This window comes from Sphingobacterium sp. ML3W, assembly GCF_029542085.1.
In the GTDB taxonomy this organism is placed as follows: domain Bacteria; phylum Bacteroidota; class Bacteroidia; order Sphingobacteriales; family Sphingobacteriaceae; genus Sphingobacterium.
In genome coordinates, this window is the sequence record NZ_CP107036.1 from 2,213,920 (window position 1) to 2,231,505 (window position 17,586).

At 39.3% G+C, this 17,586-nt stretch carries 9 protein-coding genes, 1 tRNA gene and 1 riboswitch; of the genes, 5 read left to right on the forward strand and 5 right to left on the reverse strand.

Annotated features, from left to right (window positions below; genetic code table 11):
• Positions 1–256 precede the first annotated feature (256 nt).
• Both OGI71_RS09450 and OGI71_RS09455 read right to left on the reverse strand, forming a co-directional pair.
• Positions 257–1,570 carry an aspartyl protease family protein gene (locus OGI71_RS09450; protein WP_282255166.1) on the reverse strand — a complete coding sequence of 438 codons (1,314 nt, stop codon included), beginning with the start codon at positions 1,568–1,570 and terminating at the stop codon, positions 257–259.
• Between the two features lie 410 nt (positions 1,571–1,980).
• On the reverse strand, positions 1,981–3,054 hold the full coding sequence (locus OGI71_RS09455; RefSeq protein WP_282255167.1) for a two-component regulator propeller domain-containing protein: 1,074 nt from the start codon (positions 3,052–3,054) through the stop codon (positions 1,981–1,983).
• A gap of 405 nt (positions 3,055–3,459) precedes the next feature.
• Between OGI71_RS09455 and OGI71_RS09460 the strand changes: the two genes are divergently transcribed.
• A complete protein-coding gene (locus OGI71_RS09460; RefSeq protein WP_282255168.1) occupies positions 3,460–4,323 on the forward strand; it encodes a winged helix-turn-helix domain-containing protein in 864 nt (287 codons plus the stop codon).
• Between the two features lie 187 nt (positions 4,324–4,510).
• Here OGI71_RS09460 and OGI71_RS09465 read toward each other — a convergent pair.
• Both OGI71_RS09465 and OGI71_RS09470 read right to left on the reverse strand, forming a co-directional pair.
• Positions 4,511–4,590: transfer RNA gene (locus OGI71_RS09465), tRNA-Leu, on the reverse strand.
• A 113-nt stretch (positions 4,591–4,703) separates the two neighbouring features.
• Positions 4,704–5,438, reverse strand: a complete 735-nt coding sequence (locus tag OGI71_RS09470) for an SIMPL domain-containing protein (protein WP_120258145.1) — start codon at positions 5,436–5,438, stop codon at positions 4,704–4,706.
• Between the two features lie 93 nt (positions 5,439–5,531).
• Between OGI71_RS09470 and OGI71_RS09475 the strand changes: the two genes are divergently transcribed.
• Together OGI71_RS09475 and OGI71_RS09480 are read left to right on the forward strand one after the other, a co-directional pair.
• Positions 5,532–8,360 (forward strand): prolyl oligopeptidase family serine peptidase, encoded by a 2,829-nt coding sequence (locus tag OGI71_RS09475; RefSeq protein WP_282255170.1) that lies wholly within the window; start codon positions 5,532–5,534, stop codon positions 8,358–8,360.
• A gap of 172 nt (positions 8,361–8,532) precedes the next feature.
• Positions 8,533–10,722: a glutamine synthetase III gene (locus OGI71_RS09480; protein WP_120258147.1), complete on the forward strand. Its 2,190-nt coding sequence runs from the start codon at positions 8,533–8,535 to the stop codon at positions 10,720–10,722.
• Positions 10,723–10,822: 100 nt separating this feature from the next.
• Here the strand turns inward: OGI71_RS09480 and OGI71_RS09485 are convergent, their stop codons facing one another.
• Positions 10,823–13,276 carry a TonB-dependent receptor gene (locus OGI71_RS09485; protein WP_282255171.1) on the reverse strand — a complete coding sequence of 818 codons (2,454 nt, stop codon included), beginning with the start codon at positions 13,274–13,276 and terminating at the stop codon, positions 10,823–10,825.
• Between the two features lie 386 nt (positions 13,277–13,662).
• On the opposite strand from OGI71_RS09485, the gene OGI71_RS09490 reads away from it, so the two are divergent.
• Both OGI71_RS09490 and OGI71_RS09495 read left to right on the forward strand, forming a co-directional pair.
• A complete protein-coding gene (locus tag OGI71_RS09490; protein ID WP_282255172.1) occupies positions 13,663–15,690 on the forward strand; it encodes an FUSC family membrane protein in 2,028 nt (675 codons plus the stop codon).
• Positions 15,691–15,893: 203 nt separating this feature from the next.
• Positions 15,894–16,006: riboswitch (SAM riboswitch) on the forward strand.
• A 258-nt stretch (positions 16,007–16,264) separates the two neighbouring features.
• Positions 16,265–17,575 (forward strand): O-acetylhomoserine aminocarboxypropyltransferase/cysteine synthase, encoded by a 1,311-nt coding sequence (locus tag OGI71_RS09495; protein ID WP_282255173.1) that lies wholly within the window; start codon positions 16,265–16,267, stop codon positions 17,573–17,575.
• Positions 17,576–17,586: the final 11 nt, after the last annotated feature.

The window sequence follows — 17,586 nt, forward strand, 5'->3', positions numbered from 1 at the left end:
GCATAAGCTGGCTAAAGAGAAAATAGAAGGCAATAAAAAACCCGAATGATCCTCGGGCTTTTTTTCATGTCGTAACGAGTACGTTATATGTGAAGAAAAGCACGAAGAATGCTTTCAGCAAATCCATTTGCTGCAAAAGCGCTTTTTGTTTTAATCTTGGAGACCAACATAGTTCTTCGTCTTTAAATTGTTTAAAAAATTAATATCGGCAGCAAAGGTAAATAAGTTTCGTTCACTTTTCCAAATTTTACAAAATTTAATTTGCATTAAAAGGTAATGGATCCTTTAAAAAGAAAGTATATTCCATCATTTGTCCATCTCTTTCGATCTTAAATCGAATTTCTTTACCCTCCTCTGATTTGAAAAGCGTATGAATAGTTTCCAAAGAATAGGAAGAAGCCGAACGCCCATTGATTTTCAATACCTTATCATCCGGTTTTAATCCGGCAATTGCTGCTGGTGAACCTGCCCGAACAGTTGCAATTTTATACATATTTTTCAGTACAAAGCGATACTGTACACTATTGTCCATACGAATCTCTGTCCCGCCATCTTTCTTTAAATAGACAGGTACCTCCTCTTTCTCATATTTAATACCATCATGTATGATTTCAAGGCCGCTCATGTTTAAGTAATAGAATTTATCAAAGTTTCTGTTTTTTTGGAGATAAACTACATTATTGGGATAATCGAAAATCACCTTAAACCTACGCAGGAGTTCGTTTCCAACGGAACCTATTCGTTCATTCACAAAAGTTGCATGTTGTGTAGAGCTCAATTCTGGATAGGCTACCAAAGGATAATTCATCTTAAATGGTCCCAGTTCCAAGGATTTGATCCGATTTCTTTTCCCATAGATTTCGCCATTGAATCCCTGACCGATGTAGTCGTCAATAAAAGGAGGTTTGATTGCAAAATCAGTCAATTTAGACGGAATAAGCATCAACGCATCACTATTACCCATATCAATCAATACACGGCCTTCAATATCTGCGGAATCCTGATTAAAAGCAACTGAGATATACGGTCTGCTATTTAAAATATCGAGCGGGAGACGTTGCATCTTTGCGAGTCCTTTGGGATACTCACCCTTTTGGTAAAGGGTAATCCGGTGTTTCAAAAAATCCATCTCAACAATGTGATCACTAAAAAAACGGCTCCCCATAATGCCATTTACCTCCACCCCAATACGGGTAGAAATATCAATATGTGCATTTTTAAGGATATAGATGGGTTGATCCATATCCTCATATACATTAGCAACGCTAACCTTATTATTGACAGATAGATAACCATCCAACCCCTCGTCCTTGCCCAAGCCCTGAAACTTATTAACGAAGACTGCACTATCAATCGATTTCAGGGTTTCTCCGAATATCATGGTCTCCTTGACTCCTGTATCCAGTAAGAAGTTCATCGTATACCCATTTACCTGAACGGGGATAATAACCAGATTATGAACAAATAGAAACGGGAATCTAACCTTCTTTTTTTCTTTCAAAACAAAGCGATCTTGCCCCAAGGCAAAAAAGGAACAGAATAATGCAAAAGATAAAAATACTGCTTTCATCCAAGTTTATATTTGGTATTTCCAATTTAAACAAGAATTCTCATAATAAAAAAGGTTTCTACAAAAAAAGGCTGTATATATCTTTCCATCAACTTTACGAGCATTTATTCGAACATTCTTATCACTTTACTTGGGACAACATACCACTTGCTTTGCCATTTCTCTGCCGTTTGAAGGCTATTTTATTGCCATTATACCAAAGAAACAGCAAAGAAATAGCAAACAAACAGCAAAGCAGTCCCAAGGAAGCCCCCTAGAAAGTACGAAGAAGTCTCGAAGAACTAGCCTAGAAATGGCCTAGAACAACCCATGAATACCCAAAGAAATGGCAATAAATAACCAAAGAAACAGCAACAAATAAGCAGAGAAATAGCAATAAAATACCAAAGGATAAGCAAAGAAAAAAGACTCTATTTCCCTTTAAAGTTTGTGATGATTTTTCCATCATAAACATACACGCCATCTAGTGAGCCAAACCAAATATTGCGTTTATCATCTTCTAAAATCCCAAAGATCATTGGTTTATTTGCGATTTCAGTTACCGTTGGATACCCATTTGACAAGGATTTCTCAGCATAACGGGAAAGCACCCAGCTTTTCTTATCAGCACTTTCTGAGCTCGTCAAAATATTACCTCCTTTGTCTTCGTAGATATATCCAACAAAATTCTTTGTAAAATTGGTAAATGTGCGACCATCATAACGCCAAAGACCATCATAGCCTCCTAGCCAAATATTACCTTTTCTATCCTTGATTATTGTGCGGACATTTGCAAATGGTTTTCCTTCTTTATTGACTACAACCGTAAATGTCTTTCCATCATAAATGCAAGCATATCCCCTGGTACCGAACCAAAGTTTTCCTGACTTATCTTCAATAATGGCATTCACGTCATTGTGCATGGGATGATTTTCTGGAAGCTGCTGTTGGTAAATGGTCACGTGGACAGAATCACTGTTACTCGCAACAGCCCCTTCCTTCATTTTAAAATTTTGAAAAGAATTTCCATCGTAGCGGCTTACCCCATTATCGGAGCCAAACCAAATATGACCGAATCTATCTTCATAAAGAGTTGTCACCCGATCACTGGCAAGACCATCCTTGCTTGTAAAATTTAGAAAGGATTTTCCATCGTAATAGTAAACACCCGAACCGATAGAAGCAAACCAAAAGTTCCCCTTTTTATCTTCTAACACAGAAAAAAAACGTACTGAACTCACTTTATTGGTTACATTGGCAAACGATTTTCCATCATATCGAAAAACACCCTCCCATGAGGCCATCCAAATATTCCTCATTCGATCTTGTTTAATCGTACGCACAATACTATTTGGCCCATGCAAAGAGGATATATTACTGGTTTCAAATGGAATAGGATCTACTTCAGACTGCATATTGCCTATTTGTTCTGTTTTTTTGTACTGTGCGCTACAATTACTAGCGACAAATAGAGAGAGTAACGTATATATGAGTATATATTTCATGTTTTTTTGTTTAATGAACAGAAACACCTTTAGATCTATCTGCTCTTTTATTTTTATAATTTATTTTTTTCAACCGATATATTATCAACCCGTATAATTAGTAATACGTCAAAGCGAAGCTAGGTCGGCGCTTTCCAAAACAATTCGTTTTTTTTAATATTAAGCTGATATACGACAGTACGGATATCGTTTTTCTGCCGAGTCCATAGGTGGAAATTAAGCATTCCCAACAGCCATATCAGCACGAGCCATAAGACAGTTTTTTTAGTTTTCATCTTGTATCAGAGTTGATACGGCTAAATTACTTTGGTATTTTTCAGCTTAAGGAATTTGGAATGTAAATAAAAATGCAAACTTTGTAAATAAATCGTAAATAGCATGTTATATAGGGAAAAACTGTTCAAATTGAGAAGTAGATATGTATATGGATCCTTGCTGCTCCTGTCTATTTCTATTGTCTTCGGTTCTTTTAGCCTCAACAGTACCGACGACTTTGATTTCGCAAAAAGGGAAGTTTTGCTTCGCAGAATCGGACACGAATTACTCTTACAGGCTGGTGACAGTACATCAAGGGTGCTCCCTATAGAAAAGGTTGCGGAAAATGAATATCAGATCAGGTTTGAGCATGACCTCAGTTTTCAGCCGGATTCTTTAGTGAATACTACCCGACGTCTGCTAGCAAAAGACCCCTTCGCTGTCGATTATATTGTTCGTGTTCTAAAATGCGGCACTTCCAATGTGGCCTACAGCTATTCCATATCCAAAAATAAAAAAGATGATATTATCGCATGTATAGGAAGAGTACAACCTAGTGCCTGTTACATGATCAACATTAAATTCAAAACTACAGGAATACATACAACAAAAAACAGCTATTTGCTGGGTAGTCTCCCCATCTTAGCTATTGTTGGATTTATTTTTTTGAGAGCTGTAAAGTCGCGAAAAACTACGGCTAAAGACCAGTCGACCAAGATATTCAACCTAAGCTCAGTGTTGTTCTATGCAAAAGAAAGACAACTGATTATCCACGACAGAACGATAGACCTCACAGGGACTGAAGCCCGTCTGCTGCTCATTTTTGCGTCATCACCAAACGAAACTATCATGAGAAGCCGGTTGCAAAAAGAGATCTGGGAAGATGAAGGTGTTATTGTAGGGCGCAGTCTGGATATGTTTATATCAAAACTGAGAAAAAAATTGGAGCCTGATCCAAGGATCAATATTGTTGTTATACGTGGTAAAGGCTATAAGCTTGAAATTAGCGCTTAAGAAGAAGCTCACATGAATATGACCTTCTCCTAAAATCAAGATAAGGGCTTCCTAAAATTGTGCCCTGCTGTAAATGGGACGAACACAAGATTTATTAAGTTTACAGCTATGGATCTGGCTCTCTCGAGCTATTCCTTTGATAAAGCACAAAAAAAAACCCTCTTTACTTAAGTAAAGAGGGTTTTTGTACCCGGAGCCGGAGTCGAACCGGCACGGTTTCCCACTGGTGTTTGAGACCAGCGCGTCTACCAATTCCGCCATCCGGGCATATCCGTTTGGGATGATGCAAAAGTAGGTTTTTTATTGAAAAAGAGAAAACTTTTTAAACAAATTTCTACTTAAATTCAATAGTGTACTGAAATACAGTCAAATAATTTTTCTTAATTACTCAAAAAACTAGCTCTAACCGTTATATTCGCTGTTTTCTTACGTGAAGTTGTATTAAAAGCCCCTCCCGACGAGTATTCTTCGTTATCATTTTGACCAGTTATCTGAAAAATTCCCAGATCGGCTTTCACCAGACTACCTAATCCCGCATTCGATTCCTTAGCAATATTGTCGGCACGTTGGTGTGCATTTTTCGATGCTTGAGAGATCAATTCCAGTTTCAAATCCTCCAGTTTAGAGTAATAATAATTTGGAGTACTCGAACTCAGCTCTATTCCTTTCGAGATCAATGTTGAGATCTCTCTTGACGCGTTGTCCACCTTATTCAGATCCCTAGATTCCACACTTACTGTTTGTGACAGGGTATAACCCGAAAATGTATTATAACCGTTTCCCTTTCCGTCGGTATGGTATTCAAAATCTTTAGCGATATTCACGGCCTCAAAACGAATTTCATCTACTTTAATCCCCTGTTGCACTAAGAAGTCGCGTACGAGATCGCGATCTGTTGCCAATTGCGCCGAAGCTGCACTTAATTCAAAGTTCTTCCTACTGAATGTTGCATTCCATTTTACCAAATCAGATTCAAAATCTTTCTTTGCGTTGCCGTTGACGGTAATTGTCTGTGTGGATTTATATTTATACCGATATGCATTGCCCAAGATCCATGCAGTAAGCAACACTGCGACGCTCACGATAACAGAAACAATAATAGATGATGATTTCATAATCAGTTTTTTATATTTACGTAACAATGAATATACCAAAAAATCAACGATTTTTTATTTTTTATAGATAAATTGCAGCAAAAGAATTTAAACATGAATAAGAAAAATATCTGTATCCCATTCTGTTTTCTCGCGACCTTAGCTGTTCACGCACAAAAGAAACCAGTGGACCATACGGTATATGATAGCTGGCAAAGCATATCATCTCCCTATATCAGTAAATCCGGTAAATTTGTACTCTTTCAGGTTGCTCCACAAGAAGGAGATAGCCAACTGTTCCTGAAAACGAAAGAAAACAAAGAATTGATCCAGATTCCACGGGGCTATAATGGAAAACTGACCGATACAGAAAATCATTTGATCAGCTTAATCAAAGCGCCATTTGCTGTAACACGTGAGGCAAAAATCAAAAAGAAAAAAACGGAGGATCTGCCTAAAGATTCCTTAGCAATCTATAATTTAACCAGCTCTTCGCTTGTTAAATTTGCACAAGTAAAATCCTATAAGGTTGCGGAGCAAAACAACAATTTTGTTTCCTTCCTATTTGATAAACAAGCGGATGAAAAGATAAATTCATCCAAAAATCCGGCAGACACTACTCAAAACAAGAAAAATAGCAACGACAAAAAGAAGAAAGCTGTCGCTACATTAGCTTTATATGATCTTAATTCTGGCGATTCAGTCCAATTCTCCTTAGTAGATCAATATGAATGGAACAAAAATGGAACAAAACTTGTCTTTTCTAAGAAAACTGACACAAAAGACAGCCTTTCTAAGGAATCTGGAGTCTATTTATATGATATAGCATCCAAAAACCTAAAAAAAATATCAACAGGCAAAGGTGAATACAAAAATTTCAGTTTTGATGAAACGGGTGATCAACTGGCTTACTTAGGTGATCTCTCCAAGGAAAAAGCACTGATTAAAAACTATAACCTCTATTACTATACCAACGGCATAGATACAGCCCAGTACTTAGCGACGAAAAATAGCACGGGCATTCCCAAAAACTGGGCAGTCAGCGGAGATGGAAATATCCGATTCAGCAAAAATGGTGAAAAGCTTTTTTTTGGTATCGCTCCTATCCCCCGTGTCAAAGACACGACATTAGTTGATTTTGAACATGCCAAAGTCGATGTATGGGGCTGGCAGGATGACTACTTACAACCCATGCAACTGGTCAACCTAAAAAAAGATCTTTCCAAAAATTTCTTGGCGGTTACCTACCCAAAAAACAATCGTACGGTTATCCCTCTCACGGATGAGACCTTCAATTCCACTACGCTGACAGCAGATGGAAACGCAGAGTACATATTGGCACGCACAGATTTTGGCAAGCGGATCGAAAGTCAATGGAAAGGTGGCACAAAAGAAGATATCTTCCTGGTCTCAACAAGAACTGGTCAACGGGAATTAATCCTTTCCAACTTCTCAGGAAATGTAGCCCTGAGTCCAGATGCAAAATATATCGTTTATTTCGACGAAGAGAAAGGGACATGGAATTCTTACCAGATTAACTCTAAAAGGAAGGTCGTATTAAACGAAGGTATCCCGGCGTCCTTTGCCGATGAGGAGAATGATATGCCTACAGCAGCACAGGGATATGGCATGGCGGCATGGAGCGCTGATTACAAAGGTGTATACCTCAACTCACGTTATGACATCTGGTATTTTAATCTGGATGGATCCAATAAATCCATTCTCACTAACGGCTATGGTGCTGCCTCCCAAACGACATTCCGTTACCTTCCTTTACGACGTGATGAAGACCGTGATCAGCCATTGACGCTGGACTACAAGAAAGGGGGCTTCCTGACATCATTTGACAATAAAACCAAAGAATCTGGTTTTTATCAATTCAAAGGGCAGCACAATGATCCCAAAAGTCTTTTTGTTGAACCAAAAACATTTAGAAACATAAATGCTTCTGCTGATCAACAAACGATCCTTTATAGTAAGGAAGACTATCGCAATTCGCCCAACGTTTATATCAATAGTATCAAGTTCAAGGATGAACAGCAACTGTCCGATATTAACAAACAACAGGCAAACTATAACTGGGGTACCGCCGAACTTGTGCATTGGACCACACCAGCAGGGCATCAGGCGGAAGGCATTCTATACAAACCTGAAAATTTTGACCCAGCAAAAAAATACCCCATCATTGCTTATTTCTACGAGAAACTGTCAGATGGCCTTTATACCTACCAACCACCTGCTCCTACCCCATCGCGACTAAATATTCCCTATTTCGTAAGCAACGAGTATTTGGTATTTGCACCAAATATCAGTTATGAAACCGGGCACCCTGGAAAGTCAGCAGAGGAATATATCAATTCGGGGATGCGTCATTTAGCACAAAACTCCTGGGTAGACAGCACAAAAATGGGCATTCAGGGACAAAGCTGGGGCGGCTATCAAGTAGCTCACCTGATCACACGCACCAATATGTATGCTGCAGCATGGACCGGAGCACCAGTTGTCAATATGACTTCGGCTTATGGAGGAATACGCTGGCAGTCGGGTATGTCACGTCAATTCCAGTACGAGCATACGCAAAGCCGAATCGGAAAAACCTTATGGGAGGCGCCCGAACTCTATTTGGAGAATTCGCCCCTGTTTCACATGAACAAGGTAAATACGCCTGTTGTTATTATGGCCAACGATAATGATGGTGCTGTGCCATGGTACCAAGGTATCGAAATGTTTACAGCATTGCGTCGGTTAAACAAACCGGTCTGGATGTTGAACTATAATGGCGATGAACATAATTTGATTCAACGACAAAACAGAAAAGATATACAGATTCGTGAACAGCAGTTCTTCGATCACTACCTAAAAGGAGCCCCTGCGGCAAATTGGTTGAAGAAAGGAGTACCGGCTACCTTAAAAGGAATAGACTGGGGACTTGATTACAACTAAAAACACTCAAAATAGGTCGATTTACCCAAATCTACCTATTTTTTTTAACCAAAAACCGGTTTCAAAGATGCATTTTGTAAAAAAAAATCAAAAAAAATTTCAGTTTTCCGCAAAAACACAATATTTTTGAAAAACAAAATCAACAAAACTGTAATTTAATTATAAAATACAAATGTCGAACCTAAGATTCAAAGCAGTAGAGGCAGCGGGCTCACGCCAGATTGCACAATTTGAAAAAGTTGAAACTAAAAAAGCAACTGACATCTACGGAAAGAACGTTTTTTCCGTAAACAAAATGAAAGACTACCTTCCTAAAAACTCATACAAGGAGTTAGTTGCATCCATAGAAGAGGGACAGATTATTTCAAGAGATTTAGCTGAGCACATTTCGCAAGCGATGAAAACTTGGGCCCTTAATCATGGCGTTTCCCACTACACACACTGGTTTCAACCTTTAACAGGTTCGACAGCTGAAAAACACGATGCATTTTTCGAGCCTGATGAAAATGGCGAAGCAATCGAAAAATTCACGGCAGATGCTTTAGTTCAACAAGAGCCAGATGCTTCATCTTTCCCTAATGGTGGTATCCGTAATACATTCGAAGCGAGAGGATATACGGCATGGGATCCATCTTCGCCAGCATTTATCTACGAAACTGGTGCAGGTAAAACACTTTGTATCCCTACTGTATTTGTTTCCTATACTGGTGAATCATTAGATTATAAAGCACCTTTATTAAAAGCAATCAATGCTGTTGATAAAGCAGCAACTGAAGTTGCACAATATTTTGATAAATCAATCACGAAAGTAAACGCTTCTCTTGGTATTGAGCAAGAGTATTTTTTAGTTGACCTTTCTTTATACAATGCACGTCCTGACCTTCAATTGACTGGACGTACTTTATTCGGTCACATGTCTGCTAAAGGCCAACAATTAGAAGACCATTATTTCGGTGCGATTCCAGAGCGTGTATTAGCGTATATGGTTGACTTAGAAAACGAAGCATTAAAATTAGGCATTCCATTAAAAACGCGTCACAATGAGGTGGCACCATCGCAGTTTGAGTGCGCGCCAATGTACGAAGAGATCAACTTGGCAATTGACCACAATCAATTGTTGATGAATGTGATGGAGCAAGTTGCTTTGAGACATAATTTCAAAGTATTGTTACATGAAAAACCATACTCTGGTGTCAACGGTTCTGGAAAACACAACAACTGGTCTTTGATTACCAATACTGGTGTTAATCTATTGTCTCCAGGCAAAACACCTAAAAATAACCTAATGTTCTTGACATTCTTTGTCAATACCATCAAAGCGGTATTTGAGAATGCAGATTTAATGCGCGCATCTATTGCAAGTGCAAGCAATGACCACCGTTTAGGTGCTAATGAAGCGCCACCAGCAATTATCTCGATCTTCTTAGGTTCTCAATTAGACGAATTATTGGAAGAAGTTGAATCAGCTCGTGTAGCCAAGAAAGTAAAAGCTGAAGCGAACTTGTGGCACGGTATCCCTAAAGTTCCAGAATTGAAATTGGATAACACGGACCGTAACCGAACTTCACCTTTCGCATTTACAGGTAATAAGTTCGAGTTCCGCGCTGTAGGTTCTTCTGCCAACTCTGCCCTTCCAATGACGGTATTAAATGCCATCGTTGCTGCACAATTAAATGAGTTCAAAATAGAAGTAGACAAACAGATCAAAAAAGGCACGAAGAAAGATCTTGCGATCTTAAATGTTGTCCGCAAATATATTAAAGATTCTAAAGCGATCCGTTTTGAAGGAAATGGATACAGCGAAGAGTGGGAAAAAGAAGCGGAAGCACGTGGTCTTTCAAACATCAAATCTACTCCTAAGGCATTGGATGTCTATGTAAAAGAAGAGTCATTGGCTTTGTTTGAAGCAATGGGTATCTACACAAGACGTGAATCAGAAGCTCGCCATGAGATCTTGTTGGAAAATTTCTACAAGAAACTTCAAATCGAGGCTCGTGTTATCGAAGAGATGGTCAATAACCAAATTGCCCCTGCATGTTTCATCTATCAAAACGAATTGATCGAAAATGTAAAAGGCCTGAAAGACTTAGGTCTGGCTCAAGCAGCATTTAGCTCACAATTGAATTTCGTAGAACGTATCTCGACACATGTAAACACAATCTTGGAACAAGCAGAAGCTATGCGTCAAGAGCGTAAAAAAGCAAATCAGATCGAAGATATACGTGAGCGATCAATCGCTTATGATGAATCGGTAAAACCATATTTTGATGTGATCCGTTACCATGTAAACAAATTGGAAAAAATCGTTGACGATAAAAAATGGCCTCTTCCAAAATTGAGAGAGATCCTATTCTTAAGCTAATATTGCTTAATATATAAAAACAAGAAGAGCATTCCTGATGGAATGCTCTTCTTGTTTTTATATATCGCCAGTTGAGCCAAACAAATACCCGACCAAGCTGCTATTTTTTCAAACGGTTATCCTCATCATTATCTCCAGCCCGCTTATTCACCGACTTAATATTGACGTTTCCAAAACGGTAAGAAAGAGACAACCTCACCACTCTACTATCGTGTCCATTACGAATGCGATAATACCCATTTTCCTGCGAACTGGTTAATCTCCGTTGTCCTCTTGTATTCAATATATCATTCACCGCTAGCTTCACATTCAGTTTTTTATCAAGAAAAGTTTTCCCTGCTCCGAGATCGATTCCATAGTAAGATTTAAAACTAAAGACACCATAGACAGCCGGTGAGAAATAATTAGCGGTCAGCTCCACATTGGTTGTCTCACCGATACGGACATCATGATTGGAGCTCACCTGAAAAGATAACTTTTCCAGCTGACGCTGGGCACCTGAGCGCTCGTCAAAATTATATTTGCTATAAAATGCAGTCAAGTTGTTGGAAGTAGTCCACCATTTAAGCACTTTAACTGGTATATTGATATTCATATTATAATAATCGAAATAGGTCAGATTCCGGTCCGTCTGTGCGATGGCCTTGGTTTCAGAATTGCTCTCTATTACCTGCGTGATCGCATCATTGGTTCTCTTATAGCCAAGACTCAACAAATAACGTTCCTTAAAGGTGTAATTCAGCTCATAGGAGTTGGTATATTGTGGATTTAAATAGGGATTACCATATTGATAGGTATATTGATCCAGGTAGTAGATAAAAGGATTCAACGCACCATAATCCGGACGGTCTATTCTTCGGCTATAGCTTAGACCAAGTTTGTGATTATCATTGATCTGTTGTTGTATAAATACCGTTGGAAAGAAATCAGTATAATTACGTTCTGTCTGCTGTCCTAAGGTTACTGAATTGCCCAATGAGCTGGTATTTTCAACACGGAGTCCGGCTTGCACAGAAAACTTTCCAAAGGATTTATTCAGCGTAAAATATGCTGCTGCGATATCTTCGTTATACAAAAACTGATTGCTCTGCTTTTCGTTTCGCACAAATTCCCCTGCAGTATTTTGATCCTCATAGATCAAAATATTATCTGTTTTCACACGACTATATTTCAGACCCGCTTCGAGTTTTGTTGTTTTGTCAAAGGGATGAACAAAATCTGTTTTGAAAACTAAAATTTTGGTATTGGACAACATGTCATTTCGAAAAATCTTTGGCATTTTAAATTCCGTCCAATTTGGATCTAAGAAACGGTTTTTCACTGTGCTGTTATCGTTATTTTTGGAATAAGAATAATCTGCATTCGCTGTCAGTTCAGTTCCCAATGTATCGAATGTCTTTTTGTAATTGAGGTTGTAAGCCAAGTAGTGATAGGTGAAATCCGAAAAGTTGCTTCCCTGTACAACTGAATCCAATTTACCTTTTTCCGAAGCGATTAAATTATCTCCCTGTCGTGTAGAATTACCATTGCTCACATTACCGTTGACGACAAAGCCAAGCACTTCTTGTTTACCAAGGTTAAAATCCGCAGCGAATTTAAAGTTATGTCCTCGATAACGAAATTTCGAATAGGAATCCGAATTGAAATAGGTTGTCCCGATTGAATCCCTGACAGAACGATCGATCGTTAAATCATTAAAGCCTAAACTATTCTGGTAATTATATGAAGCAAACAGATTTACCCAACTGTTGCGATGGTTGAGCAGAAAACCGCCATCACCTTTCGTGTATTTTCCCTGTCCCAGATTGAGGTTCAAGCTAACGTTACTGCCGAATTGTGTATTTTTTTTGGTTTTGATATTGATAATACCAGCGTTTCCGGCGGCGTCATATTTCGCCGGCGGATTGGTAAGGACTTCAATCGAAGCGATTGAATTTGACGCCGTATTCTCCAACAGTCTGGAAACTTCATCCGCAGAGAGGTAAGTAGGCTTTCCGTCGATCATAATAATTACATTACTTTTACCGCGCAGGTTAATTTTTTTATTATCCAAAGTCACACCGGGAACTTTTTGCAGGAGTTCCAATGCGTTGTTTCCGGTTGCCAGTACACTATTCTCTACATTGAGTACAATCTTGTCAATTTGACTTTCAATTAACGGCTTCCGACCAACGACCTGAGCCTCGCCCAAAACTCGTGTTTCCGCCTGTAGGCGAATGGTATCCAAAGACATAATGGCCCCCGACTTCAATGCGATTTCGGTAGAGCGATAGGTTGTATAACCTACTGCTGAAACTTGTATCATATATTTACCACTAGGTACCTCCACGAACTCAATTCCTCCATTCTCTTTCGACAATGTCCCTTTCAACGGAATATCCCCCGGACTCCGCAACAGTGAGATACTGGCCGCACCAAGCGGCCCATCATCCGGACCAACAACAACGGCGTGTAGCTTTCCCTCTCCAGATTGTGCAGAAACAGTTCCCCAAGCAAAGACGAGAATTATAATAATGGAAAATAGCAACGATTTATTTTTCTGTGGTTTCATCATGTAAATCTTTATATCATCAATTAGGGCAGCAATGCTCATTTTTATATATTGATGACAACAAACCTCGGATTTTCATTACACGCTAACCAGCAGAAATAGATAGACAACCAAAAACAGTCGGTAGAAAGCCAAATAACTTCGGTAAACCGCATTTCATCCATACAATGAGATGCCCTTACTGTAATACTTCAAAAATAGGCTGCTCTACCTATAAATATGACCAACCAGCACCCTCAATCAGTACCAGAAAGAAATAGAACGACACAGATCACTTGCTCCAAAATAAAAATTCAAAAAAACAACTATATTCAAAATAAATAAAATGTATATATAAAATATTAAGCATAATATTCGTATTTTTGCAACGAAAATTAGTAAACTGATTGATGGGCATCGTGTCATTAAAGAAAAGATTCAACCGTATTTATAGCCGAATTATTCGATTTATCCAAGGCGAGCACAGTGGTGACGCTTTGCGAAATGTATCCATCAGTATTTTACCGAGTTTAGCAATCTATTTATTAGGAACTCCGGCGAGTACCGCCATAGGAATTGGTGTAGGCTCTTTGTTGACGACCTTGACTGACCCTCCCGGTAACCGCAAAGATAAACTATCCTCTGCATTGGTGTGCATTCCGACATTCTTTGTTGCCTCGTTTCTTACAGCTTACTTATTTCCTTTTCACTGGCCCTTGGTTATTCTCCTTGGTTTAGCCGGATTTACCTTTACCTTGTATGGCCTGTTCGGTCCGCGTTATGCTGCTATCGGCAATATGACTTTGATCTTAATGAGTTTTGTCATTGGCCTGGCACCAAAACATCCCTTGGCGATCGGCCTGCAAATCACAACAGGAACAGCTATTTATTATTTATTCAGCTTGCTACAGGCTTATATAAGACCCTATCGTTCATTGAAGCATGCGATGGCAAATGGCTTTCAGGGTTTATCTAAATTCTTGCTGATCCGTGCCCAGTCCTATGACCCCAGCATTCCACTGGACATTACCTACAGTCGCGTGGGCAAAATTCACGGTCAGATCAGTGAGCAGCAGGAACAGATCCGTTCATTGTTGTTCCGCGAGAAAAAAATTATTGGTCATCAATGGCCCAAAAGTAATTATTGGCTTAGTCAGGTTTATGGCCTGATTGATCTACATGAACTCATCATCGCCCTCGATCATGACTATGAGGCAATCCGCAAGAATCTAGCAGATACGGGTAGCCTTCCTGTGATCCGTCGTGCAATAAAATTGTTGGCCTTAGAAATTGATAGCTTCTCACAGCCACATATAAGATTCCGATATGCACAGCAATTGTATTACAATACAATTAAACTGAACGAGCTCTTGACCGAGCTTAAAAACATTCAGCAACAACAAGCTGGTCCAGCCGGCCCTATCCTAAGGTCTATTATCACCAATATGGAGTCTATTCTTGAGGTACTCCGTCGGATTCAGGTTGCTTTTTATCAGAATCAGGAAATTCAGGACAAAATAGATACAGCGGAATATCAACAATTTATCAATCGCCCCCTAGGCAGTCTGAGTGAAATCAAAAATAAACTTCACCTTAAAAATCCGTTATTTCGTTTTGCGCTACGTATGGCCCTACTTTTTGGTGTTGGCGCATTGATCGGCATTCTGTTCCTAGACTTCAAATATACGTATTGGATTTTGCTGACCATCGCTATCGTAGCGAGACCGGCATTTTCGATGACCAAAACACGCAACATCGAACGGATTGTAGGTACATTTTCAGGTATTTTGATCGGCATCTTCTGTCTAGCATTCTTCCAAAGTCTCCCCTTATTACTGAGCCTATCGGCAATCGGTCTTTTTGGCTTCTTTCTATTCAACCGATCCAATTATATGGTCAGTGTTATTTTTATTACATTGGGCGTTGTCATTGCGCTAAACCTATTTGAAGGCAATATCGATCTTATTTTGGGCAGTCGTATGGCTTTTACATTGATAGGTGCATTTCTAACCATCGCAGGATACTTCTTGATTCCAGTACGCCAAAGCTCAAGCTTGGTCCATTTAGCAAAGGAGGTTGCAAGCTACAACCAACATTACTTCCAGATTATCAACCAACGGCTATCAGACAATCTACAGAGCTCCTTTGACATCCGGTTAGCACGTAAAAAGGCGCAAACAGCGATGGCACTATTTTCAGACTCCATCAACCAAATGAAGAAAGAACCTGAGCACAAATGGATAGATTGGTCCCATATCCACCATTTTCAAGCACTCTCCTATCGCGTCAATTCGCATCTAGTCGGACTTTCCATTTCCATCAGTAAAAAGAATCCGGAAGTCCTGCACAAAGACATCTATGTCAGAATAGATGAGTTAAAATCGTTATTGACCGATTTGGATCAAATAGCGGAACATATCTCACCTAGTAAAAAATAAGGTGAAATTCCGTCCTTAAAAAGTAAATAACCACGTGATTTTCAACTCAGCCTATATTTCTGTAGGTTATTGGGAACATGTATTTACAAAATAGTTTTAATTAAAAAATTGTTTTTCTTTTGCATTAATAGAAAAGAAGTTTATATTTGCAGTGTCTTCAGATGAAGATTTCTAATCAACACCTTCCTTAATCAGCAGGTCTTGATTTATAAAGAAGTGGCGAGAGACTGGCTCTATGACCCACTGGCAACCTTCAATTTGGTTGAAAAGGTGCCAAATCCTGTCCAAAGCAATATCGTTTTGGAGCATATAAATGAAATAAGACAATGATTATTACATTACACAAAACCATCAACAATTTAGGTTCATTTCAGACGAACCAACTAATAGGTAAAGGAGCAACACATAGCATTGCCATGTCTATGCGAATGCGCATGCATATGCACCTCCCAACTTGTTAAGCATCATTCTCCTTTTTCCCGGATAACGATATTAACAGACCTTTTCATCAGGTGTGTATGCTTCCTTTTTTTCCTTGTTAACATTTTTTTGAACCCTTAAAATCTGATATATTATGTCTTCCAACAAAAATCTAAAATTCGAAACGCTACAAGTTCACGCTGGCCAAGTGGCAGATCCAACCACTGGATCCAGAGCGGTACCTATATACCAAACATCTTCATTTGTATTTGAGAATGCCGAACATGGAGCCAATCTATTTGCGCTGAAACAATTTGGCAATATCTATACACGGATAATGAATCCTACGACGGACGTTTTTGAACAACGTATTGCGGCGTTGGAAGGTGGAGTTGCGGCTTTAGCTGTTGCTTCGGGTCAAGCGGCACAATTTATCGCCTTAAACAATATTCTTGAAAACGGAGATAACTTTGTGGCAGGTTCTAATCTATACGGTGGTACATTTAACCAGTTTAAAGTTGCTTTCAAACGCTTGGGTATCGAAGCCCGTTTTGCGACCGATGCCGAAGCAGATAAAATTGAAGCTCTTATTGACGATAAAACCAAAGCTATCTATGTGGAGACCATCGGCAATCCTAGTTTCAACATTCCTGACTTTGAAAAAATTGCTGCTGTTGCTAAAAAATATGATTTACCTTTAATTGTTGATAATACGTTTGGTGCCGGAGGTTATCTGTTCAAACCATTGGAATATGGTGCACATGTCGTCGTTGAATCTGCAACAAAATGGATCGGCGGTCATGGCACAAGTATCGGTGGTGTCATCGTTGATGGCGGGAATTACAATTGGGGCAATGGAAAATACCCACAATTTTCCGAACCATCGGAGGGCTATCACGGCTTGGTATTCTCTGAAGTATTCGGTGAAAAAGGGCCTTTTGGCAATATTCAATTTGCTATCCGCGCCCGTGTTGAAGGTCTACGTGATTTTGGTCCGGCACTTTCTCCATTCAATTCATTCTTATTGTTACAAGGACTTGAAACACTGTCATTGCGCGTCCAACGCCATGTGGACAACACCTTAGAGGTTGCCAAATGGCTTGAAGCCCATCCACAGGTAGAGAAGGTAAATTATCCAGGATTAAAAAGTTCACCGAGTTTTGCCAATGCGCAAAAATATCTTAAAAACGGTTATGGTGCTGTCCTTTCCTTCCAGTTGAAGGGTGATGCTGCTCAAAAAGCTAATGCTTTTATCGACAGCCTAGAGCTCATCAGCCATTTGGCCAATGTAGGCGACACAAAATCATTGATCATCCATCCTGCTGCAACGACACACCAACAGTTAAGTGATGAAGATCAGGCAAATGCGGGTGTATTTCCGGGGTTATTGCGCCTTTCTGTAGGGATCGAACATATTGATGATATCAAAGCCGATCTACAACAAGCATTCGATAAGATCAAATAATCAGGTACATC

Excerpts from the sequence above, each read along its gene's own strand:
- OGI71_RS09475 (WP_282255170.1), top strand. The coding sequence starts at position 5,532 with ATGAATAAGAAAAATATCTGTATCCCATTCTGTTTTCTCGCGACCTTA.
- OGI71_RS09490 (WP_282255172.1), top strand. The coding sequence starts at position 13,663 with ATGGGCATCGTGTCATTAAAGAAAAGATTCAACCGTATTTATAGCCGA.
- OGI71_RS09455 (WP_282255167.1), bottom strand. The coding sequence starts at position 3,054 with ATGAAATATATACTCATATATACGTTACTCTCTCTATTTGTCGCTAGT.
- OGI71_RS09480 (WP_120258147.1), top strand. The coding sequence starts at position 8,533 with ATGTCGAACCTAAGATTCAAAGCAGTAGAGGCAGCGGGCTCACGCCAG.
- OGI71_RS09495 (WP_282255173.1), top strand. The coding sequence starts at position 16,265 with ATGTCTTCCAACAAAAATCTAAAATTCGAAACGCTACAAGTTCACGCT.
- OGI71_RS09450 (WP_282255166.1), bottom strand. The coding sequence starts at position 1,570 with ATGAAAGCAGTATTTTTATCTTTTGCATTATTCTGTTCCTTTTTTGCC.
- OGI71_RS09485 (WP_282255171.1), bottom strand. The coding sequence starts at position 13,276 with ATGATGAAACCACAGAAAAATAAATCGTTGCTATTTTCCATTATTATA.
- OGI71_RS09470 (WP_120258145.1), bottom strand. The coding sequence starts at position 5,438 with ATGAAATCATCATCTATTATTGTTTCTGTTATCGTGAGCGTCGCAGTG.